Source organism: Streptococcus oralis SK304, assembly GCF_000287715.1.
Taxonomy (GTDB): Bacteria; Bacillota; Bacilli; order Lactobacillales; family Streptococcaceae; genus Streptococcus; species Streptococcus oralis_Y.
Genome location: NZ_ALJN01000006.1, coordinates 212,960 through 235,675 on the forward strand (window position 1 = coordinate 212,960; position 22,716 = coordinate 235,675).

At 41.8% G+C, this 22,716-nt stretch carries 25 protein-coding genes; 11 read left to right on the forward strand and 14 right to left on the reverse strand.

Annotated features, from left to right (window positions below):
* Positions 1-108: 108 nt before the first annotated feature.
* The 11 genes from HMPREF1125_RS04285 to HMPREF1125_RS04335 all read right to left on the reverse strand — a co-directional run bounded on the left by HMPREF1125_RS04285 (position 109) and on the right by HMPREF1125_RS04335 (position 9,357).
* On the reverse strand, positions 109-1,710 hold the full coding sequence (locus HMPREF1125_RS04285; protein WP_230454486.1) for a P-loop NTPase fold protein: 1,602 nt from the start codon (positions 1,708-1,710) through the stop codon (positions 109-111).
* 263 nt (positions 1,711-1,973) lie between these two features.
* Positions 1,974-3,071 (reverse strand): nucleotidyltransferase, encoded by a 1,098-nt coding sequence (locus HMPREF1125_RS04290; RefSeq protein ID WP_000156387.1) that lies wholly within the window; start codon positions 3,069-3,071, stop codon positions 1,974-1,976.
* 9 nt (positions 3,072-3,080) lie between these two features.
* Positions 3,081-3,821: a class I SAM-dependent DNA methyltransferase gene (locus HMPREF1125_RS04295; protein WP_000257054.1), complete on the reverse strand. Its 741-nt coding sequence runs from the start codon at positions 3,819-3,821 to the stop codon at positions 3,081-3,083.
* Positions 3,822-4,027: 206 nt separating this feature from the next.
* Positions 4,028-4,381: a ribosome silencing factor gene (gene rsfS, locus HMPREF1125_RS04300; protein ID WP_001003003.1), complete on the reverse strand. Its 354-nt coding sequence runs from the start codon at positions 4,379-4,381 to the stop codon at positions 4,028-4,030.
* Complete coding sequence (gene yqeK / locus HMPREF1125_RS04305) at positions 4,382-4,975, reverse strand: bis(5'-nucleosyl)-tetraphosphatase (symmetrical) YqeK (RefSeq protein ID WP_000331236.1); 594 nt, start codon at positions 4,973-4,975, stop codon at positions 4,382-4,384.
* Positions 4,975-5,604, reverse strand: a complete 630-nt coding sequence (locus HMPREF1125_RS04310) for a nicotinate-nucleotide adenylyltransferase (RefSeq protein ID WP_000963704.1) — start codon at positions 5,602-5,604, stop codon at positions 4,975-4,977. Before HMPREF1125_RS04310 ends, yqeK begins: the two co-directional genes overlap by 1 nt.
* Before the next feature lie 50 nt (positions 5,605-5,654).
* Entirely contained in the window at positions 5,655-5,966 is a 312-nt protein-coding gene (yhbY, locus tag HMPREF1125_RS04315) for a ribosome assembly RNA-binding protein YhbY (RefSeq protein WP_000060169.1), read from the reverse strand.
* A gap of 213 nt (positions 5,967-6,179) precedes the next feature.
* Complete coding sequence (yqeH, locus tag HMPREF1125_RS04320; protein ID WP_000391198.1) at positions 6,180-7,286, reverse strand: ribosome biogenesis GTPase YqeH; 1,107 nt, start codon at positions 7,284-7,286, stop codon at positions 6,180-6,182.
* 2 nt (positions 7,287-7,288) lie between these two features.
* On the reverse strand, positions 7,289-7,816 hold the full coding sequence (locus tag HMPREF1125_RS04325) for a YqeG family HAD IIIA-type phosphatase (protein ID WP_000963751.1): 528 nt from the start codon (positions 7,814-7,816) through the stop codon (positions 7,289-7,291).
* Positions 7,817-7,830: 14 nt separating this feature from the next.
* Positions 7,831-8,739 (reverse strand): magnesium transporter CorA family protein, encoded by a 909-nt coding sequence (locus HMPREF1125_RS04330; RefSeq protein WP_000899718.1) that lies wholly within the window; start codon positions 8,737-8,739, stop codon positions 7,831-7,833.
* A gap of 57 nt (positions 8,740-8,796) precedes the next feature.
* The gene (locus HMPREF1125_RS04335) at positions 8,797-9,357 is read right to left on the reverse strand and encodes a mechanosensitive ion channel family protein (protein ID WP_001150568.1); all 561 of its coding nucleotides are present in this window, start codon (positions 9,355-9,357) and stop codon (positions 8,797-8,799) included.
* Positions 9,358-9,507: 150 nt separating this feature from the next.
* Between HMPREF1125_RS04335 and sstT the strand changes: the two genes are divergently transcribed.
* Complete coding sequence (sstT, locus tag HMPREF1125_RS04340) at positions 9,508-10,719, forward strand: serine/threonine transporter SstT (RefSeq protein ID WP_000821330.1); 1,212 nt, start codon at positions 9,508-9,510, stop codon at positions 10,717-10,719.
* Between the two features lie 49 nt (positions 10,720-10,768).
* Positions 10,769-11,722 (forward strand): aromatic acid exporter family protein, encoded by a 954-nt coding sequence (locus tag HMPREF1125_RS04345; RefSeq protein ID WP_000029016.1) that lies wholly within the window; start codon positions 10,769-10,771, stop codon positions 11,720-11,722.
* A 358-nt stretch (positions 11,723-12,080) separates the two neighbouring features.
* Here the strand turns inward: HMPREF1125_RS04345 and HMPREF1125_RS04350 are convergent, their stop codons facing one another.
* Both HMPREF1125_RS04350 and HMPREF1125_RS04355 read right to left on the reverse strand, forming a co-directional pair.
* Positions 12,081-13,625 (reverse strand): peptide chain release factor 3, encoded by a 1,545-nt coding sequence (locus HMPREF1125_RS04350; RefSeq protein WP_000155108.1) that lies wholly within the window; start codon positions 13,623-13,625, stop codon positions 12,081-12,083.
* Positions 13,626-13,768: 143 nt separating this feature from the next.
* On the reverse strand, positions 13,769-14,461 hold the full coding sequence (locus HMPREF1125_RS04355; protein ID WP_000468948.1) for a TIGR02206 family membrane protein: 693 nt from the start codon (positions 14,459-14,461) through the stop codon (positions 13,769-13,771).
* Positions 14,462-14,626: 165 nt separating this feature from the next.
* On the opposite strand from HMPREF1125_RS04355, the gene gatC reads away from it, so the two are divergent.
* The 9 genes from gatC (at position 14,627) to nusB (ending at position 21,941) form a co-directional block, all read left to right on the forward strand.
* A complete protein-coding gene (gatC, locus tag HMPREF1125_RS04360) occupies positions 14,627-14,929 on the forward strand; it encodes an Asp-tRNA(Asn)/Glu-tRNA(Gln) amidotransferase subunit GatC (protein ID WP_000705420.1) in 303 nt (100 codons plus the stop codon).
* On the forward strand, positions 14,929-16,395 hold the full coding sequence (gatA, locus tag HMPREF1125_RS04365) for an Asp-tRNA(Asn)/Glu-tRNA(Gln) amidotransferase subunit GatA (RefSeq protein ID WP_000143711.1): 1,467 nt from the start codon (positions 14,929-14,931) through the stop codon (positions 16,393-16,395). The genes gatC and gatA overlap by 1 nt, the downstream gene beginning before the upstream one ends.
* Positions 16,395-17,840, forward strand: a complete 1,446-nt coding sequence (gatB, locus tag HMPREF1125_RS04370; RefSeq protein ID WP_001008635.1) for an Asp-tRNA(Asn)/Glu-tRNA(Gln) amidotransferase subunit GatB — start codon at positions 16,395-16,397, stop codon at positions 17,838-17,840. The genes gatA and gatB overlap by 1 nt, the downstream gene beginning before the upstream one ends.
* A 57-nt stretch (positions 17,841-17,897) precedes the next feature.
* Positions 17,898-18,293, forward strand: a complete 396-nt coding sequence (locus HMPREF1125_RS0102150) for a hypothetical protein (protein WP_001031997.1) — start codon at positions 17,898-17,900, stop codon at positions 18,291-18,293.
* Between the two features lie 99 nt (positions 18,294-18,392).
* Positions 18,393-19,337 (forward strand): zinc-ribbon domain-containing transport protein, encoded by a 945-nt coding sequence (locus HMPREF1125_RS04375; protein ID WP_000715059.1) that lies wholly within the window; start codon positions 18,393-18,395, stop codon positions 19,335-19,337.
* 8 nt (positions 19,338-19,345) lie between these two features.
* A complete protein-coding gene (locus tag HMPREF1125_RS04380) occupies positions 19,346-20,473 on the forward strand; it encodes an SPFH domain-containing protein (protein ID WP_000505811.1) in 1,128 nt (375 codons plus the stop codon).
* Positions 20,474-20,554: 81 nt separating this feature from the next.
* The gene (gene efp, locus HMPREF1125_RS04385) at positions 20,555-21,115 is read left to right on the forward strand and encodes an elongation factor P (protein WP_000568642.1); all 561 of its coding nucleotides are present in this window, start codon (positions 20,555-20,557) and stop codon (positions 21,113-21,115) included.
* Positions 21,116-21,136: 21 nt separating this feature from the next.
* Positions 21,137-21,526 carry an Asp23/Gls24 family envelope stress response protein gene (locus tag HMPREF1125_RS04390; RefSeq protein ID WP_000510584.1) on the forward strand — a complete coding sequence of 130 codons (390 nt, stop codon included), beginning with the start codon at positions 21,137-21,139 and terminating at the stop codon, positions 21,524-21,526.
* Positions 21,519-21,941: a transcription antitermination factor NusB gene (nusB, locus tag HMPREF1125_RS04395; protein WP_000203659.1), complete on the forward strand. Its 423-nt coding sequence runs from the start codon at positions 21,519-21,521 to the stop codon at positions 21,939-21,941. The genes HMPREF1125_RS04390 and nusB overlap by 8 nt, the downstream gene beginning before the upstream one ends.
* A 49-nt stretch (positions 21,942-21,990) precedes the next feature.
* On the opposite strand, the gene HMPREF1125_RS04400 is transcribed toward nusB, so the two are convergent.
* Positions 21,991-22,701 (reverse strand): CPBP family intramembrane glutamic endopeptidase, encoded by a 711-nt coding sequence (locus HMPREF1125_RS04400; protein WP_025172327.1) that lies wholly within the window; start codon positions 22,699-22,701, stop codon positions 21,991-21,993.
* Positions 22,702-22,716: the final 15 nt, after the last annotated feature.

Sequence of the window (22,716 nt, forward strand, 5' to 3'; positions counted from 1 at the left end):
TTGTTTATCGAATGACATACATTCCTTAATATTCTATCATAAAAAACCGATTTTCACAAACCCAAATTGAAGAGTTTTGTGTGAATTTTAGAAGAAAAGATTTCTAGTTCAGCTATCACTTAATACTAAGTTATCTAGTGGAATTTGATTAATTGTAATTTGCCCTTTTGATTCCAAAGGTAGGCATTTTTTTATAAAGTTCTGATATTCTGGATTTTCTAGTTTCTCTATGTTATTAATTCGATAATCATCTTTTATATTCTTGTCTAAAACATCATAGTATATTTCAACTAGACGCTCCTCTATTTCATAACTAGAATAATTATAGTCACTATAAAATATATCCTTAAATTCTTCTGATAAAAATAAATTTCTTAGCCCTATCTCCCATAAACACGATAAAAGTTGAGAAAGATAGTCCTTTTTCTTATTATATGAGTTTCCATCTACGTTCAAATAAACATCTGAACTTGCTATAAGATCCTCAATATTAAAATCTACAATCTTTGCTAACATTTCAAAATGAAAATATCCGTTAGACTCAAATAACTTGTTATACATATCTATGCCATTAAAATATTTATAACATTGAAAAAATAATACTAGAATACTATCTGTTTCTTCCCAACCATTCATCCAATTGATAATGTAGTCTGCTTTCTCATTATTATCAGTTATATTTGAAAGTTTTTCTAACGACTTCTGGAACTCTCTCAAGCTTAGTTTTTTTAGTTTTGAATCTTTATTTTTATCTTCTACAACTCTTTCACCTATATCTACATAATGAATTTTAAAAATCAATGATAACATTTTTCCAAAGTCATCATCTCTCAATTTACTCTTTTTCAAAATATTATCTATGACTTCTTCTGCAGATACCATTTTATTTTGATTTAACTTAAATTTACTATAAATGAGTCTCTCTGCTGACCCTATTTCCTTAATATTTAAAATTACAATAATTTTAAATCTTTTATTCTCAGAAAGATAGTCAATATAACCCAATAAATCATTGTAATCTGAAGGGTTATCTGATGTTTCTGCATATGAAACCCGTTCGAAATCATCAAAAATAATGATAGAATCTCGCTTCATCAAATCCGTTCCAACTGTTTTAAAGAACCATTTAAAAACTCCTCCAACAAGTGGAATAAAGTCCAAATTTCCGAGTATGGATTGTTTTTCTATTTCATTGATCAATATTTTCTCGGCTTGCTCTCTTGTTTTTATCCCAAAGCAGGAAATATAGTAGATTTCTTTCTTTTTGTAAATTTGATTTTCAAAAAACGTCTTTATAAAAAATGTTTTCCCACTACCCCAAGAACCATCCAGCCAGAAGACATTATGGATAGAGTCTGGACTATTTAAAAACTCCACCAGATGAGTTTGAAAAGGATGGTCATCCAAGTCATATTCTGGAAATAGCTCTGGGTCCAGTTTCTTATAACTAACTTTTTTAAAAATTATGTCTAAAAACCAGAACAATATTGTTGGTATAGTCAGTGCTAACAATATTATTACACGATTCTCATACAAAATTGAAATAATAACTTTTAAAAAATTATAATTAGATACAAATTTATAGATAGGTAAAACAAAGCGTTTAAATTGTTCAATCTCAAGTGCAAGATACAGTACCCATATACTAGCTATAAATATTTTGTACCACTCAACAACTCTAACATTACTACTCCATGATGGTCTTTTCAATAAATATTTCAATGGTTTGAATTTCAGAAGAAAATTAAGAATCCTCGGCATTATATTTTCGTATATCCCCCTTTTAATCTATATTATCATGATTATACCATAAAATAAGAGTTATAAAGTGGATCCAAGGACAAGAATCTAGTTATTATATTAATAATTTTTTGCTGATTTCTTAATTTAGGAAATCTGTCATTTTCCAAAAATTTTATCTTCAATCTGCTAACTAAAATTTCTAAAATAAAAAAGCCTACCTTTCAGTAGACTTAGTTTAATTCGATTTTGATAGGCACTCTGCCGAAATTCTGCTCTGCGATACTTGGCTGCCCCAGTTGGTAAATCTGGTCTGCCTTTTGAGTCATAGCATCCCAAGGTTCTTTGCCAATTCGACTGACTAGATGGACCTGCCCTTTCAGAGACTTGAGATGTTGTCTGCCTTTTTCGGTAAAGCCAAGGACATGAATGGCTTCTGGCAAGTCGCTTTCTCTGGCCTGCACCAAAATATAAGTCAAGAGGCGTCTGACACGCGCCTTGGTATAACGCTTGGTCGCAACTGCCTCGACCAATTCGTCAACAGACTGGGCTGTTTTGATATCTTCCTTGATGCGCACCGCCATTTCTTGATTGACCTGATAGATAGTGGTTAGGTCTGGATTTGACAAGATTTGATAGCGGAGCAAGGGAAAATAGTTATCCCAACTCACCTTATTAGCATTTTCAAAGAGGGCAACAGAAGGCATAAAGCGTTCTAAAAAATCTTTGTCTGATTGGTGCTGACGGAGGGCTGTTGCCGAGGCAAAGTCCACATCCTTATCCACAGAATGATAGCCAGCTCCCTGACGCTGAATCGGATGCAGCTTAATATTTCGTCCCGCAACCGCCTTGGCATAGGCCAAAGCCAGAACATGATTGGGGGTATGGCCTGAAAAATCGAGACCTGCAAATTCCTTCCACATGGCCTGGGTTTTCTGGGGATAGGAGAGGGAATCAGGCAGATTATCTACAAATTTCTGCATGTCAGCACCTTGCTCGGTGTATAGGTCGGCAATTCTCTGATAATCCAGAACTTCCTCTGTCCCAAAAGCTAGGCTATCAATGCCCAACCGATCCAAGATATCTACTGCTCCTTGTCCAAAGAAATCCGCTGCCTGAACACTGACTAAAAAGGGTAATTCCACTACCAGATCCGCTCCATTTTCCAGCGCCATCTGGGCCCGTGTCCACTTGTCCACGATAGCAGGCTCCCCTCTCTGCATGAAATTCCCAGACATGGCAACGATTTTCAGTCCCTCCTCCTGCTCAAGCAGGTATTTGTGGCCATTATGAAAAGGATTGAACTCCGCGATAATACCTGTGATGGTCATAGAAATCTCCTACTTCTGCGCGACAAAAAACCAACGGGTGCTAATTTCTGTTGGTTCCTTGTCCTCAAAGTCCGCATAGAGTTTGAAAGACTTGAAACCGGCCTGTTCCAGCAAAATATCATAGGTCAAGACCTCATAGGTCCGCTCCTCATGTACCTCATCGTGGCGACTAAAGGAACCGTCCGCTTCCTTGACAAAGAAAGTCAACTCATGCACGATGGAGTGAGGAGCTTCGTCCTCATAGGTGTCCCAAAGCATGGCAAAATCTTCCGCATTTTCATGGTAGGAATAGCCTGGAAAAACTTCATCTGTCTGGTAAGTTGAATGCACATCAAAGATAAAAACTCCGTCTTCATTGAGGGCATTATAGACTTCCTTAAAGACGTCTCCTACCTCCACCTCATCCTGCATATAGCAGATAGAGTCCGAGTAACACGTAACAAAGTCGTATTGACCAGCCTTGGACAAATCCAGCATATTGCCCTCTATAAAATCAATCTTTTGCTTGGCTGAAGTAGCTCTTTTCTCCGCAATCTTCAGCATATCTGCGCTCAAGTCAAGCCCCGTCACATCAAAGCCTGCTTGAGAAAAGCGCACAGACTGGATACCTGTCCCACAAGCCAATTCCAAGAGTTTCTTTCTATCCTTGGTCTTAGGCAAATGACGTAGAGAAAAATCCGTCCATTTATCGTATAAACTATCGTCCATCACAGCATCGTAAACAGCCGCAAAAGTTTCATATGTCGCCATAATTAAGATACAAAGAGCGTTAAAAGCAAGGAGAAAATAGGAAACTTTCTGCTATATCGTCAAATACAAAGGAAGTTACTCTTTTTCTCGTAGCTTTTAGCTCGTGTTCAGTTTCGAGATGAACAAAACACGACGCCCTCACCTTTCTATCCATTTTTTTCTAAAATAAGCAAATAAACCCAGTTGACTGCAACTGAGTTCATCTACTAGGCCAAGGCTTCAGAAATATCTACAGACTCCGCCTCATGCCACAGTTTTTCTAGGTTATAGTGGGCACGCATTTCTTCTGAGAAGATATGCACAACGACACCACCGAGGTCTAGCAAAACCCAGCCTCCTGCTGCATCACCTTCAACATGGTTGCCTTTAAAGCCTGCTTCCGCTACTTTTTCACGGATATTATCTGCGATAGCGTCCAACTGACGGCTATTCATCGAGCTAGTGATGACAAAGTAGTCCGTCACACTGGTCAAATCTTGTACATCAAGTGCAAGGATATCCTCCGCACGTTTCTCATCAGCCGCTTTCACGACTAGTTCTAGTAATTCTTTTTCGTTCATTTAGTCCTCTTTCAAATAGTGCACAAAGGCGTTATAGGTTTCAAGGGTTTGGGGATAGATGGGAAATCCCTGATAAGCTAAATGCTCCACGGTACGAGCTGTCTCATAAGCCACTGCCTTATTGAGCGACAAACTTGCAATTTCACGCGCCACATCCACTCCTGGAAAGGCACGATTGTGCTCGATATAGTCTGCGACGTAGACAACTTTATCTAGGTCGCTCATCTGACCAGCCCCAACTGTATGAATTTCAATAGCTCGCAGGATTTCAGGATCATGTAAATCCAAATCTTCCTGAATCTTGTAGATACCAACCATGCCATGCCAGACATTATTACCCCAGTTTTTAAGGTCAGGGTCTAATTGGTAACGGTCAATCAAGTCTAGAAATTCCTGATCTGACAGCTTTTTTGCATAATCATGAAGAAGGCCTGCTAGACCAGCTTTCTCAACATCGACTCCAAATCGCTTCGCCAGCTCTATGGCTGCACGCTCCACTCCCAAACAATGGGTTAAACGTTTTTCAGGTAGAAGCTCTGCCATTCTTTCCAACAAAGCCTCTCGGGAACAGTTGATATAGTCTTGGTATGCCATCAGTAAAGCCCCTCCTTCTCGATGTAGTCTAGCACTGGCTGAGGTAGGAGAAAGTTAGGCTTCCGACCTTGGGCAATGAAGTCACGCACCATGCTGGAGGAGATGTCCATGAGAGGAACATCCACCCATATAACTGGATAGGAAGTCCCTGCCTTGTAGCGCGGGCGCTGAACTCCAACAAACTGAACCATGTCGACCAGCTCATCAATTCGGTACCATTTAGGCAGATAGTCCACCATATCAGCCCCTATAATGAAATAATAATCCGTGTCTGGATGTTGATCGGTCAAAATCTTCATGGTGTCATAGGTGTAGGAAATGCCCTTGCGCTCTAGCTCAATGGTTTCAATGGCGAGACCTTCAATCCCCTCTATTGCCAATTCAAGCATCTTGAGACGATGGTGCTCAGGGATAGTTTCTTTTTTATCCACGTGAGGAGGTTGGTATTCGGGCATGAGCAAGACTTGATCCAGTCCCAACTGTTGCCGTACTTGGTCAGCAACGATTAGATGGGCATTGTGAACGGGATTAAAATTCCCTCCTAGAATCCCGACTTGTTTGCGTTTTTTCTCCTTGATTTCTGGCTCCAACTCTACCTTGGTAAAGGGAGTCAATAATTCGATTGCCATAGGCTCGTCTTCCTTTAATTCTCTGTAAAAACAGTTGTTTGGAGTAGGTTTTAGATTTCTTTGACTTTTTTAGAAATCTTGCGATTTTCTTTCTTGCTGGATTGCTTAAACAAGATCAAGATGCGTCCGATTTTTTGGACAGTATCTACACCAATTTCTTCTTCCAAGATTTCAGCTACTTCATGGATGTTTTCATCTGTGTTTTGCAAGAGCGTAACCTTGATCAATTCACGGGCGTCAAGAGCTTGACGTACGCTGGTTTTGATTTGGTCGTTGAGTCCATTTTTTCCGATTTGGATGATAGGTTTGAGGGTGTGTGCCTGGCTGTTGAGGAAGGCACGTTGTTTCGATGTTAATGACATAATTTCTTTAAAAGAGTTTCTTTTAATACTTTTCTGAAGTGGTGATGGACGTCAGCAAAGTCCTGCGGACTTTCATGACTAAAATTTGAGCCTAAGGTCTCTAATTTTCCGCAGTTGGTACAATTCCTTGTACCAACTGACACCACGGCGAAAAGTATCTTCTATGGGCTCGCAATGCTCGCCTTTATAAAGATAACCCTTTCCTTTCTGTGTTTAAATGATTGCTTTTCGTGTGACGACGGCGACGCCTTCTGGTGCCCAGACGGCGACTTTGGCGGTGCCTGTTACGCGGATCCAGCCTAGGCCTGAAATGACTAGGTCTGTCTTGTCCTTGATGGTAAAGACATGCTGGACTAGTTTTGGGAAATCTTCTTTTTCCTTGCTATTTGGTGGTGTTAGAAGGGTTCCGACGTGCTTGTCATAGAAAGCACTAGCGCCTTCTAGCTTGGTACGGTGGAGTTTAAGTTCATTGTCAAAGAAAGCTGTGAATCCTTGCTTTTCTCCTGATATGAAGTCAAAGCGTCCAAGACCACCTAAAAACAGGGTTTGTTCAGGATTGAGTTGATAGGTTTTTGGCTTGATTTCCTTTTTAGGGCTGACATACTTGAGGTTTTTAGCCGTCAAGTAGTGGGCCATCTGGTGTCGGTGGATAATCCCCGGTGTATCGTAGATATAAGATCCATCATCAAGTGGAATCTCAATCTTGTCCAAGGTTGTCCCTGGAAAGCGTGAAGTCGTGATGACATTCTGATCACCCGTTATTTCTTGAATAATGGCATTGATTAGAGTTGATTTTCCAACGTTAGTCACACCGACCACATAGACATCGCGTCCCTTACGGTAGTGTTCAATCTTGTCAATGACTTCCTTAATGGCATGCTTATTCTGAGCCGAAGTCAGGACGACATCCACTGGACGAAGTCCTTCTTCGTGGGCATGCTCCATGAGCCACTGGCTAATCTTGCTCGGTTTAACTGACTTGGGCAGAATATCTTTTTTATTTCCGACCAAGAGGACATCATTGCCCGATACAAAACGTGGCAAGCCTGGGATGACAGAGCCATTAAAGTCAAAGATATCAATGACATTGACCACCAAGGCATCACTGTCTCCCACCTCGTGCAAGAGTTTGAGAAAATCATCGTCCGTCAACTGGACATCTGTGATTTCATTGTAATGGCGGAGACGGAAACAGCGTTGACAATAGACTTCGCCAGTCTCCAAACCTTTTTCAAGTGCCGACTGGGGAGTAAATCCAAGACCAGCCTTGTCTGTCGTCTGAATGGTTGCTCCACAACCAATACAGAGAATTTCTTCCATAGTTAGATTCCTTTTTTATATGTAATCGGTCCGTACTTTTCAGTAATTTGCTTCATGACACGGCGCTCGCGAGCCCGGTTGATTTGCGTTTTGATAGAGTCATGTTGGACCAAGGGTTTGACCAAAATTGAGCGAATACCTGCACGATGCGCTGCCCGAATATCTGTCATGAGCTGGTCACCAACCATGACCACTTCATTTTTCTCATAGTGGAATTCCTTCATGGCACGGTCAATCCCAAATGTGAAAGGCTTCAAGGCCCAATAAACGTAATCAATCCCAAATTTCTCAACTGCACGTTGAACCCGTTTTTTGGTATTATTTGAGACTACGATGATGCGAATGCCCGCGTCCCGAAGGTCATGTAGCCATTGCTTCATCTCTGGCGTCCCATCAGGGTTGTTCCAAGCAATGAGGGTATTGTCCAGATCGACCAAAACAGCCTTGATCCCCTGCGCTTGCAGGCTTGGGACTGTCAGATCATAAACTACTTCCACAGCAAAATCTGGCATATAGTTTTCAATCGCCATTCTGGCTCCTTTTTTTAATTTCTAGCAATTTTCTTTAAACATTGAGCTAAGACTGCCCATAAAATGAGACTAGCTATCAAAATATAAATCCAAGCATTTGGTTCATCTGTAAACGGTAAGGGAACATTCATTCCGAAGAATCCTGTAATAACCGCAAGGATAGCTAGCAAGACTGAGATAATTGTCAAAGTTGTCAAATTATCATTTAGATTATTATTTAGGATGTTGTTGTAAGAGGCTGAGAGTTGTTGCAAGACTTGAGATATCAAATCTGTCATTGAAACCAACTGATGGGCTTCAATCATAGCATCGTCAAACTGCTCTCTTTCTACCTCATTAAGATTACGATAAAGAGCATGCCCTTGGATGTGTTCCAAGAGGAGACGATTTTGTTTGGCAGCTGCTGTCAGGTAAACCATACCAGTTTCCAAGTCAGAGAGGGCGAAAAGATTTTTTTTAGTTGTTTTTTGACGAAGAAGTGCACTGATTTCATCCTTACTTTTATCCATCTCTTCAATAACTGGATAGTAAGCATTGCTAATAATCTCTAAACTGGCAAAAAGAAATTTGTAGATTGAAATAATTTCATGGCTTTCAAGGTAGGTTGCCATGCGTTTAATCACATAAGTATTCTTGTGATTGCTGATGGTAATCAGCCGTTGTTTTTCAACGATAAAGGTCATCGGAATCGCTTCATAATATTCTTTGTCTTTTTCTAAATCAAGAACATTATAAATGAAGGTTACCGTCTCCGTTTCACGGTTATAATCCATGTGGGCTCGTTCATTTCTATCCAGAGCATACTCGATGGTTTCCTTGTCCAATCCATAGATGTCAGAAAGATCTTCCATATTTTTAATCTTGTCCACATCAAGGTCTATCCAAGTACGATCGTGACCTAATTTTTTCTCTACAAATAGCATACTCTCTCCTTTACCAAACTCCTTCTATTGTACCACAAATCTGCTAAAATAGTCGGACTATTCAGTACGGGATAAATTACTAACAACGGTAATATTGCGGTTAGGAACAAAGTGAAGAGCTTGATCATCACCTCGCAGTTGTGTTGTACGGATTCCTACGCTAACGACCTTTCCAGAGACGGTAATCGGTCCATTTGTGAGGACCACTTCATCACCCACATCAAGCTGGCGTTCAAAAAGGATGAAGAAGCCATTAATGACATCGGATAGAAAGCCTTGCGCCCCCATACCAATGGCTACCCCAGCAATCCCTGCCCCAGCAAGGAGGCTGGAAACTGGCAAGCCCAAAATAGACAGGATGCAGTAGATTAAAAAGAAATAAAGAATGTAGTTAAAGACATTCTCCAGCAAACGCGAAATGGTCTTTTGTCTTCCTGCATCTCGATTTGAAAATTTAAGTGAGGGCTTGACAATCTTTCGGACAGTAGCGTGAAGCATCTTTTTAGCTATATAAAATAGTAAAAACAAAATCAAAAGAGAAATCACCTTGGTCAAGAGATTCTCTAATATGGTTGTTAAATCAAGTTTATCAAAATAGCGTTGAAAAAAATCTTGCATATAAAACTCCTTTTTCCTATTATACCATAAAATCGTCCTTCTCTTTTCTTTCATAATTATTCAATTATTGTTCCTATTTTCAAAATATCACTTGCCTCTATAGCATATTTATACTATAATTATAAACAATACATTTTGAAGGAGACTGCTATGAAACGAATCATTAGAGCCTGGACCAAGGCCAGCCTCATCAAACGAATCCTTATTGGAATGATTTTGGGAGCGACATTAGGGATGCTCTTTCCAAACCTTACAGGAATTGTTCTGCTTGGAGACCTCTTTGTAGGTGGACTGAAAGCCATCGCTCCTATTTTGGTTTTTGCCCTTGTTGCTAATGCCCTTTCCCAACATCAAAAGGGACAAAATACCAATATGAAGACTGTTATTTTCCTATACTTGCTCGGAACCTTTGCTGCTGCATTGGTAGCCGTTCTAGCTAGTTTCTTACTGCCTGTACAAATCACTCTGACCAGTGCAAATACAGAAGTTGCTGCTCCTGACGGTATCGGTCAAGTTCTCAGCAACCTCTTGCTCAAACTGGTGGACAATCCCTTGAATGCCATTGTTGAAGCCAACTATATCGGGATTCTCTCTTGGGCAGTCGTCTTTGGTCTGGCTATGAGAGAGGCAAGTAAACACAGTAAAGAATTACTGAAAACCATGGCGGATGTCACCTCTAAAATCGTGGAATGGATTATCAACCTAGCTCCCTTTGGAATTTTAGGCTTGGTGTTCAAGACCATCTCAGACAAGGGCATCGCCAGTCTGGCAAACTATGGTGTCCTCCTAGGACTTTTGATTGCTACCATGGCTTTTGTTGCTCTCATCGTCAACCCACTCATCGCCTTTCTTTTTATGAGGAAAAATCCCTATCCCCTTGTTTTGAAATGTCTACGTGTCAGTGGTATTACAGCCTTTTTCACTCGTAGCTCTGCTGCCAATATCCCGGTCAATATGAAACTTTGCCAAGACCTGGGACTGAATCCTGACACCTACTCTGTTTCCATCCCGCTTGGGTCGACCATCAATATGGCTGGCGCTGCCGTTACCATAAATGTCCTGACCCTGGCTGCTGTCAATACACTCGGAATCTCGGTAGACTTTGGGACAGCATTTGTGCTCAGTGTAGTAGCTGCCATTTCTGCCTGCGGGGCATCTGGAATTGCTGGGGGATCGCTTCTCCTCATTCCTGTCGCTTGTAGCCTCTTTGGGATTTCCAACGACTTGGCTATGCAGGTTGTCGGAGTCGGTTTTGTGATCGGAGTTGTTCAAGACTCCTGCGAAACAGCCCTGAACTCTTCTACAGATGTTCTCTTTACAGCGGTTGCCGAGTATGCTACAAACCGAAAACCTCGGCCCTAGTACCTGATTCCTCGTTAAACACTCGATTCTATTAGTTTAGGAAATTCTCATGTCTATCACCCAACGTACGACAAAACTGATCTTAGCGACCTGTCTCGCTTGTTTTCTCGCTTATTTTTTGGATTTATCTTCAGCTGTTTCAGCTGGTATTATCGCCCTCTTAAGCCTTTCTGACACGCGCCGAAGCACACTGAAATTAGCACGTAACCGCCTCTTCTCCATGCTCCTAGCGCTCGCTATCGGCGTTCTAGCCTTTCAGCTTACGGGCTTTCACATCTGGAGTCTAGGCCTCTATCTGGCTCTCTATGTGCCTCTAGCCTATAAAATGGGTTGGGAAATCGGCATCACCCCTAGCAGTGTCTTGGTCGGTCATCTCTTGGTACAGGAGTCTACTTCTTCAGAACTCTTGCTCAATGAAGTGCTTCTCTTTCTCATCGGGACAAGCTTTGCTCTGTTGGTCAACCTTTACATGCCCTCTCGTGAGAAAGCCATTCAAAGCTACCACCTTCAGGTCGAAGAAAAGTTAAAAGACATCCTGCTTCGCTTTAAATACTATCTGTCAAGAGGAGACGGACGCAATCAAGCCCAACTCGTTGACCAATTAGACAACCTCCTCGATGAAGCTCTCAAACTGGTCTACCTGGATCACTCGGATCATCTCTTTCACCAGACGGACTACCACATCCACTACTTTGAGATGAGGCAGAGACAAAGTCGCATCCTGCGAAATATGGCCCAGCAGATCAATACCTGTCACCTAGCCGCCAGTGAGAGTTTGATCTTGGCCCAGCTCTTTTCAAAGATTGCTGCCCAGCTAAGTCAGACCAATCCTGCTCATGACCTACTTGATGACATCGAACGCTATCTGCAAGTCTTCCGCAATCGGAGTCTCCCTAAAACACGTGAGGAGTTTGAAACCCGTGCCACCCTCCTGCAGCTACTACGCGAAGCCGAAACCTTTATCCAGGTTAAGGTCGATTTTTACCAGAAATATGGAAACTAAAACGCAAAGAACCTCAGAGAATTCACAAAAGGTGAACACTTCTGAGGTTCTTGTTTTCCCTTAACTCCAATTATCTTTACTGTGCAGAGATTAGTCCAGCCTACCTTATTCTATGCAGAATTTAGAGAGTAATTAGAAAAATCTTTTGCCTATCTATTAGGGAAAAAGTCCACGAACGGTATTGATTCGTGGACTTTTCCTAGTGAAGCGTTTCGGTAAGCCGATTTTACACTACGACACGGAGTTTGGCAAATCGATTCTATTTGCCAAACGTAGTTAGTAAGGCAGTTAGCTAGTTCGCCAAATAGCGACTAGCGTCCAACAATTAGGAACTTTAGTTCCAATTGTTGGTGCTGAGTTACATTTTTTCTTCCAACTCTACATCTGGATACTTGTCCGCAAACCAGCGGAGGGCAAAGTCATTTTCAAAGAGGAAGACTGGTTGGTCGAAGCGGTCCTTGGCCAAAATATTGCGGCTTGAGGACATCCGTTCATCCAAGTCCTCAGGCTTGATCCAACGAACGGTCTTTTTACCCATTGGGCTCATGACTACTTCTGCATTGTACTCGCCTTCCATGCGGTGCTTAAAGACTTCAAACTGGAGTTGTCCCACAGCCCCTAGCATGTACTCGCCAGTTTGGTAATTCTTATAAAGCTGAATGGCTCCTTCTTGCACCAATTGCTCAATCCCTTTGTGGAAAGATTTTTGTTTCATAACGTTCTTAGCAGAAACTTTCATGAAAATCTCAGGGGTAAAGGTTGGCAGTGGTTCAAATTCAAACTTATTTTTTCCAACTGTCAAGGTATCCCCAACCTGATAAGTACCAGTATCGTAAACCCCGATAATATCACCTGCCACGGCATTGGTCACATTCTCACGACTTTCCGCCATAAACTGGGTGACATTAGAAAGCTTGGCAGTCTTCCCAGTACGAGGAAGGTTAACACTCATCCCACGCTCAAATTCGCCCGATACGATACGGACAAAGGCAATACGGTCACGGTGACGAGGATCCATGTTGGCTTGGATTTTAAAAACGAATCCTGAGAAATCCTTGTCATAAGGATCCACAATTTCGCCATCTGTTTTCTTGTGCCCATGTGGTTCTGGAGCAAACTTAAGGAAGGTTTCAAGGAAGGTCTGCACCCCAAAGTTTGTCAAGGCTGAACCAAAGAAGACTGGTGTTAATTCACCCGCTAAAATAGCTTCTTCTGAAAATTCATTTCCCGCTTCTTGCAAAAGTTCGATGTCGTCCTTAACCTGAGCGTAGAAAGGATTGCTGCCAAAAAGCTGGTCACCTTCTTCTAGACTAGCAAAACGCTCATCCCCTTTATAGAGCTCTAAACGTTGGTTATAGAGGTCATACAAGCCCTCAAAAGCTTTCCCCATCCCGATTGGCCAGTTCATTGGATAACTTGCAATACCTAGGACTTCTTCTAGTTCTTGCAAGAGATCTAGTGGTTCACGGCCATCACGGTCCAGCTTGTTCATAAAGGTAAAGACTGGAATGCCACGGTGCTTCACAACCTCAAACAATTTCTTGGTTTGGGCCTCGATACCCTTGGCAGAGTCGACGACCATGACCGCAGCATCCACCGCCATCAAGGTACGATAAGTATCTTCTGAGAAGTCCTCGTGCCCTGGTGTGTCTAGGATGTTCACGCGCTTACCATCATAGTCAAACTGCATAACAGATGACGTGACCGAAATACCACGTTGTTTCTCAATATCCATCCAGTCAGACTTTGCAAAAGTCCCTGTTTTCTTCCCTTTTACGGTACCAGCCTCACGAATCTCGCCCCCAAAGTAGAGCAACTGCTCAGTGATGGTTGTCTTCCCCGCGTCCGGGTGGGAGATGATGGCAAAGGTACGGCGTTTCTTGATTTCTTCTTGAATAGTCATAAGTTCTCTTTCTTTGATTCTCTATTTTTAGTTGTTTCAGTAGCTAAGAATGATGTTTACATTGGATTTTACCATTCCTTTCAACTCTCCATTATATCGGATTTTGGGGAGTTTTTCAATTGCTCATCTGATGAAAAGGTAAGCTAGAGTATAGATTTTACCTGATTTCTATTTTCCCACCGTTTCTTGAACAAGATATCAAAGAGAACAAGAGCCAGTGAAAGGATGGCCGACACAAGGAGGTACTTTAGCCATAGAGGAGCATTCGAGATAAACGGTGTATCTCTTAAGAGACCATAATTTCCACCCGTCACCTGATTAACCCCAACTAGAAAGAGATTGAGGATAAAGGTATAGGCTACAATCATATATTTCTTGAGCAAGGTCTTATCATAGTGATTCATCAAGTAAACCAAGGAATTCACCAAAAGGGCATAGTGGCCAATCAAAAATGAAAAACTGGTAATATGAGGAAAATCATAGGGGTCAAAAACGGGGTAAACCAAAGCAAAGACCGCTCCACTTGCTCCTAAGAGGGCAAAATATTGCTTGCTCCGCCATTTATCAGGCAAAAAAACCACCGCAAACATAGCCAAACGACAATGATAAAATGGAAGGCTATTAGAAAATGGAATCCCAAAACCAACATACCAACTATATAGGGCTAGCAACTGGAGAATCTGAATCCACTTAAACAAGCGGACAAATTTCGGATTTTGGTGATAAGCAAGTGCTCCATAAATACAAAGCACTAAAAGAAGCATCATAGCCCCATACCAAAAGAGTGGAATAGGAGGAGGAACCGTCTGAGATCTGGTGATAAATTGATGGAACATATTTTTATCCTAACTCTTATTTTCTCTATTCTCTAGTTTAACCATTATAGCGAATTAAAAGCGATTTTTCAATTTCTATTTCTTTTCAGTTTGGCTCCCTTATTTATAGGAAAATATGGTAAAATAGAACAGACTAAAAATCATCATTTCACGAAAGGATGCAAGATGAAAATTACGCAAGAAGAGGTAACACACGTTGCCAATCTTTCAAAATTAAGATTCTCTGAAGAAGAAACTGCTGCCTTTGCAACAACCTTGTCTAAGATTGTTGATATGGTTGAATTGCTGGGCGAAGTCGACACAACTGGTGTCGCACCTACTACGACCATGGCTGACCGTAAGACCGTACTCCGACCTGATGTGGCCGAAGAAGGAACAGACCGTGATCGCTTGTTTAAAAACGTACCTGAAAAAGAAAACTACTATATCAAGGTACCAGCTATCTTAGATGATGGAGGAGATGCCTAATGACTTTTAATAACAAAACTATTGAAGACTTGCACAACCTCCTTGTCTCTAAGGAAATTTCTGCAACTGAATTGACACAAGCAACGCTTGAAGATATTAAATCTCGAGAAACAGCTATCAATGCTTTTGTCACTATCGCTGAAGAACAAGCCCTTGCTCAAGCTAAGGCTATTGATGAAGCTAGAATTGACGTGGACAATGTTCTTTCAGGAATTCCACTGGCTGTTAAGGATAATATCTCTACAGACAGTATCCTCACAACTGCAGCCTCAAAAATGCTTTACAACTACGAGCCTATCTTTGATGCGACAGCCGTTGCCAATGCCAAAGCCAAGGGCATGATTGTCGTCGGAAAAACCAACATGGACGAATTTGCCATGGGTGGTTCTGGTGAGACTTCACACTATGGTGCCACTAAAAATGCTTGGGACCATAGCAAGGTTCCTGGTGGATCATCAAGCGGTTCTGCGGCTTCTGTAGCTTCAGGACAAGTTCGTTTGTCACTTGGTTCTGATACTGGTGGTTCTATCCGCCAACCTGCTGCCTTCAACGGGATTGTTGGTCTCAAACCAACCTACGGAACAGTTTCACGTTTCGGTCTCATTGCCTTCGGTAGCTCATTAGACCAGATTGGACCTTTTGCACCAACTGTTAAGGAAAATGCCTTCTTACTCAACGCTATTGCTAGTGAAGACGCCAAAGACTCTACTTCTGCTCCTGTCCGTATTGCCGACTTTACTTCAAAAATTGGCCTAGACATCAAGGGCATGAAAATTGCTTTGCCTAAGGAATACTTTGGTGAAGGAATTAACCCAGAAGTTAAGGAAACAATTCTTAACGCAGCCAAACACTTTGAAAAACTTGGTGCTATCGTTGAAGAAGTCAGCCTTCCTCATTCTAAATACGGTGTTGCCGTTTACTATATTATCGCTTCATCAGAAGCCTCATCAAACTTGCAACGCTTTGACGGTATCCGTTACGGTTATCGTGCAGAAGATGCAAGCAACCTTGATGAAATCTATGTAAATAGCCGTAGCCAAGGTTTCGGTGAAGAAGTGAAACGCCGTATCATGCTAGGTACTTTCAGCCTTTCATCAGGTTACTACGATGCCTACTATAAGAAAGCTGGTCAGGTCCGTACCCTCATCATCCAAGATTTCGAAAACGTCTTTGCGGATTATGACCTGATTTTGGGACCAACTGCTCCAAGTGTTGCTTATGACTTGGACTCACTCAACCATGACCCAGTTGCCATGTACTTGGCTGACCTTTTGACCATCCCAGTCAACTTGGCAGGTCTACCAGGAATTTCGATTCCTGCTGGATTCTCTCAAGGTCTACCTGTTGGTCTGCAATTGATTGGTCCTAAATACTCTGAGGAGACCATTTACCAAGCTGCTGCTGCCTTTGAAGCAACAACAGACTACCACAAACAACAACCCGTGATTTTTGGAGGTGACAACTAATGAACTTTGAAACAGTCATTGGACTTGAAGTCCACGTAGAGCTCAACACCAATTCAAAAATCTTCTCACCAACTTCTGCCCACTTTGGAAATGACCAAAATGCCAACACCAACGTGATTGACTGGTCCTTCCCAGGAGTTCTGCCAGTTCTCAATAAAGGGGTTGTCGATGCTGGTATCAAGGCAGCTCTTGCCCTCAACATGGACATCCACAAGCACATGCACTTTGACCGCAAGAACTACTTCTATCCTGATAATCCTAAAGCCTACCAAATTTCTCAGTTTGATGAACCAATCGGTTACAACGGATGGATTGAAGTGGAGTTAGAAGATGGTACAACCAAGAAAATCGGTATCGAACGTGCTCACCTAGAAGAAGACGCTGGTAAAAACACCCACGGTACAGATGGTTACTCTTATGTTGACCTCAACCGCCAAGGGGTGCCATTGATTGAGATTGTATCTGAAGCGGACATGCGTTCGCCAGAAGAAGCCTATGCATACCTTACTGCCCTCAAGGAAGTCATCCAGTACGCTGGCATTTCAGACGTTAAGATGGAAGAAGGTTCCATGCGTGTGGATGCCAATATCTCCCTTCGTCCTTATGGTCAAGAGAAATTCGGTACCAAGACTGAGTTGAAAAACCTCAACTCCTTCTCTAACGTCCGTAAGGGGCTTGAATACGAAGTCCAACGCCAAGCTGAAATCCTTCGCTCAGGTGGTCAAATTCGCCAAGAAACACGTCGTTACGATGAAGCCAACAAGGCAACCATCCTCATGCGTGTCAAAGAAGGTGCTGCAGACTACCGCTACTTCCCAGAACCAGACCTACCTCTCTTTGAAATCTCAGATGAGTGGATTGAGGAAATGCGTACAGAATTGCCAGAGTTTCCAAAAGAACGCCGTGCTCGCTACGTATCTGATCTTGGCTTGTCAGACTACGATGCTAGCCAGTTGACTGCAAACAAAGTCACTTCTGACTTCTTTGAAAAAGCTGTTGCCCTCGGTGGCGATGCCAAACAAGTCTCTAACTGGCTCCAAGGTGAAGTCGCTCAGTTCTTGAATGCTGAAGGCAAAACACTGGAACAAATCGAATTGACACCAGAAAACTTAGTAGAAATGATTGCCATCATCGAAGACGGCACGATCTCTTCTAAGATTGCCAAGAAAGTCTTTGTCCATCTGGCTAAAAATGGTGGTGGCGCGCGTGAATACGTGGAAAAAGCAGGCTTGGTGCAAATCTCAGATCCAGATGTTCTGATTCCAATCATCCACCAAGTCTTTGCGGATAACGAAGCTGCCGTTGCCGACTTCAAGTCAGGCAAACGCAACGCAGACAAGGCCTTCACAGGATTCCTTATGAAGGCAACCAAAGGGCAAGCCAATCCACAAGTTGCCCTTAAACTGCTTGCACAGGAATTGGCGAAGTTGAAAGAAAGTGAGTAATTTACTCTTTATACACTTTTTTCTACTTTTAAAACGAGAATGAGACAAGGAGAATAAATGAACAAATTTTTACGATTGCTATTTGTCTTAGTCATCATCGCTATGTTAGGCGCTTCTATACTACAAATTTTCTTTCCATCGTACATGGGAAGCCACTCCGGGTACGGAATATCTGCTGGTCGGCAACGAGAAATTGGAATATGGAATTTAGCTGTATTGATTATTATTCTCGCTGTCAATATTAAATACGATTGGTTCTATCTACGAATCGCACTTCTTGCTCTCATTATTGGCGGAATTGGAATAGGAACAAATCACTTACTCAATTATATGGAGTATCACTCTCCTGTAAATGCTATCGGTGCTTTTGAAAATTACTTGCTAGCAATAGGATGGATTGTGGGATGGCTCATCGAACGCCATTCCATAAAGAAGCTAAATGCTAGTAAATAACGCCTAGTATATCTTAGATGATTTTTAAAGGTTATTAAATAGTTTAATAATCATTCGAATTCAGAATTCTACCTTTCCAATCATATAGTTAGGAGACACATGAAAAAGTTTTATGCTCTTTTAATGACCTGTTTATTACTTATTTTTCTATCCGTGCCTCAAATCGTTGATGCGGGTGTCGGACATTCCAGAAGTGGAGGGAGCAGCCGCAGTAGTAGCCGCTCAAGTGGAGGTGGAAGTCGTTCTGGCGGATCATCATACCACTACTACCGCTCTGGATATGGATCATCCTCTAGTAGCTCTACCAACTCATTCGAAATGGGATTGGTATTCCTGATTGTCGCAGGAGTTTTCCTAGTTAGTATCTTTAAAGCCTCGAAGAATAACTCAGAAGATTCAAGTTCAACAGACACTAGTAATGATTCTCAAACGCTCCATCGTCGAGTTGAACACAACACACGGGCCATTAGTCTTGTGAAATACGGGGATCCAAACTTTGACGCGGAAGCTTTCACATCTTGGGTTAAGGAAGTCTACCTTAAATTGCAGGTTGCCTGGACTGAGAAAAATTGGAACTCTGTCCGCGCTTTAGAAAGTACCAGTCTCTACTCCCAACACAGTGCCCAACTCGAAGACCATATTCGTGCTAAAACAACCAATGTTTTAGAGAAAGTTTGTATCGAAAATGTTCGCATCAAGGAGTTTATTGAAAATCCTGATGGAAACGATACCTTAGTGGTGATTCTATCATCAATTTTACGAGACTATGTCATTGACGATGAGACTCGCCGTGTCATTGAAGGAGACCCTGAAAAAGATCTCTTCACCGTGTATCAATTGAACTTTATCCGTCAACACGGTAGCCAAACGCAAGCAGTCAATCCAGACCAAGTTGTGAGCGACCACTGTCCAAACTGTGGCGCCCCATTGAAAATCTCTGCGGTTAGCGAATGCGACTACTGTGGTGCCAATCTCTCTCGCAGTCCAAACCAATGGGTACTCGATACCTATGATGTTGTGGATGAAGACGAGCTTTATAATTAGGAGGAATTATGGGATTTATACGTGCAGCCTTATCAGCAGGCTTAAATAGTTTTAATGATAGTAAATTCAAGGAAGCCATTGTCCTTCCAGATAATGTCTCTGGCGACGCCCTGGCCATCAAGGGGCAATTGCTCACAAAAGACCCAGATGGACGTTCTCGTCACAGCAATCAAAATACAGGCCTCTTGTCAGATGGCAGTATAGTTATCGTTCCTCAAGGCTATAGCGCTGTTTTGGTAAACAACGGTACCTTCCTTGGTGAAGTTCTCGAAGCTGGTAGCCACGAATGGCAAGCTGGTGATAACGCCTGGCTCCTTGAAAAAGGTGGTTTAAAAGGCACTTGGGAAAACTTTAAAAACCGTTTCTCTTTTGGTGGACAAGTCATCACCCAACAGGAAATTATCTTTATCCGCATGCAACCCATCGCGGGCAATAAGTTCGGCACACAAAATGCGGTCGAATACTTCAGCGAACGTTACCAACAACTGCTCAACATCCGTTTCTATGGCTTGTTTGATGTAAAAATAGCAGATCCAGTCCTCTTCTACGTGAGTTCTGTTAGCCGTCAAATTACTGACGGACAGCCATTTACTATCCAAGATGTAGCTCAAGGAACGCTCCGTCAAAATATCGCACCAAAAATTGCGATTGCCATCGCCAAATATACCAACGAAAACAAGGTTGATATCTATAGCCTCAATGCCAACCAAGATACCTTTAACGAACTCGCTAAACAAGAGGTCAACAAGGTTTGGACAGGCCTCTACGGAATTGAAGCAACTAATATCTTGCTTGAAGACCTCAGCTACGATCAAGAAAGTCTTGATATCGTTCGCAAGCTTGATAGTGAGCTCGTGGCAATGAAGTACAACACGATTGAAATCGAAGAACGCCGTGCTCGTAACGAAGCCCTTATTGCTGCAGCTGCCAACGAAGGAAATGGCAATGGGATGAACATGTTTATGGGCATGAATCTTGGCCAAACTCTCGGTGGTCAACTAAGCCAACAAGTCCAAAATCAAGCACCTGCTCAAAACACTGGACAAACTGCCAGCAAGAATTTTTACATCGAAGTCGATGGAAAATACGTCCTCGTTACCAAAGACGAAGATGGAAATATCGTACCAGTCAACTAATTAAGCTCCTTCTGACATTTGAGTAATGTTGTCTTTTATGGTACAATAAAGAGTAAATTATTTTATTAAAGAGGTAAAAACATGATTGAAGCAAGTAAATTAAAGGCTGGTATGACCTTTGAAACAGCTGACGGAAAATTGATCCGCGTTTTGGAAGCTAGCCACCACAAACCAGGTAAAGGAAACACAATCATGCGTATGAAATTACGTGATGTCCGTACTGGTTCTACATTTGACACAAGCTACCGTCCAGAGGAAAAATTTGAACAAGCCATCATCGAGACTGTCCCAGCTCAATACTTGTACAAAATGGATGACACAGCCTACTTCATGAACACAGAAACTTACGACCAATACGAAATTCCTGTAGTCAACGTTGAAAACGAGTTGCTTTACATCCTTGAAAACTCAGAAGTGAAGATCCAATTCTACGGAACTGAAGTGATTGGTGTTACCGTTCCTACTACTGTTGAGTTGACAGTTGCAGAAACTCAACCATCTATCAAAGGTGCTACTGTTACAGGTTCTGGTAAACCAGCAACGATGGAAACTGGACTTGTCGTAAACGTTCCAGACTTCATCGAAGCAGGACAAAAACTCGTTATCAACACTGCAGAAGGAACTTACGTTTCTCGTGCCTAATCTCTAGAAAGAGGTCATTCTATGGGAATTGAAGAACAACTTGGCGAAATCGTTATCGCCCCACGTGTACTTGAAAAAATCATTGCTATTGCTACTGCAAAAGTAGAGGGTGTTCACTCTTTTTCAAATAAATCAGTATCTGACACCCTTTCAAAACTTTCTCTTGGCCGTGGTGTTTATCTTAAAAACGTGGACGAAGAGCTCACAGCAGATATCTATCTCTACCTTGAGTACGGAGTAAAAGTTCCTAAGGTAGCGGTTGCTATCCAGAAAGCTGTCAAAGATGCAGTCCGCAATATGGCTGATGTAGAACTCGCTGCTATCAATATCCACGTTGCAGGTATCGTCCCAGATAAAACACCAAAACCAGAATTGAAAGATCTATTTGACGAGGACTTCCTCAATGACTAGTCCACTATTAGAATCTAGACGCCAACTCCGTAAATGCGCTTTTCAAGCTCTCATGAGCCTTGAATTCGGTACGGATGTCGAAACTGCTTGTCGTTTCGCCTATACTCATGATCGTGAAGATACGGATGTGCAACTTCCAGCCTTTTTGACAGAGCTAGTTTCTGGTGTTCAGGCTAAAAAGGAAGAACTAGACAAGCAAATCACACAGCATTTAAAAGCAGGTTGGACCATCGAGCGTTTAACACTCGTGGAGAGAAACCTCCTTCGCTTGGGAGTCTTTGAAATCACTTCATTTGACACTCCACAGCTGGTTGCGGTTAATGAAGCTATCGAGCTTGCAAAGGACTTCTCAGATCAAAAATCTGCCCGTTTTATCAACGGACTGCTCAGCCAGTTTGTAACAGAAGAACAGTAAAAAGAAAAAAGTGTTTGACAATTATCAAACACTTTTTCTTTACTTCCTACTATCTCAAAATCAAATAATAAATATAAAATAAGATCGACGGAGCATAGGGAATAACATTATAGAAACTATGACAAACAATGGTAAATCGAAGACTACCCGTAACTCGATAAGCGACTGCAAATAGAAGACCAAGAATACTATACATTAGGAGACTGATGGGATCACGATGCGATAGAACTAAGTGACTGAGCCCAAAGATGAAAGAAGACAAGATCACATCCAAATAAAATTCCGACTTCGGAAAGAAGGTATTCATAAAATAACCTCTATAGATTGTCTCCTCAAAAACAGGACCGATGATTACAGACAGGACAAAAGATAAGATAGTCGATAAAAAAGTTGGTTGTCCATTTGAAAGAACCACGGTAAAATACTCATCATGAATATTCCTATGATTAATCAAATGAGCATAGCGTGCCCAAAAATTACCGAGAATCTGATAAACCACATAAGTTGCAAATAAGTAGAAGACAAATGACCAGTTCCAGCTCTTTTTCTCAAAGATAAAGAGCATCTTTTTCTTTTTTAACCACCAAATTAATAGAAGGGAACTTCCCACTAATCCCATTGTTAAAATAAGAGAATAGACATCAGCTCCTAACCCTAAAATGATTGTCACATACAATACAATTGTTTGTGGTAAATAGGTAGATAGTAAAATAATAAGCAAAAATATTCCAAATTGTCTTAGTTTCTTTGTGTTTCTCATCGTACTTTTTTGAAA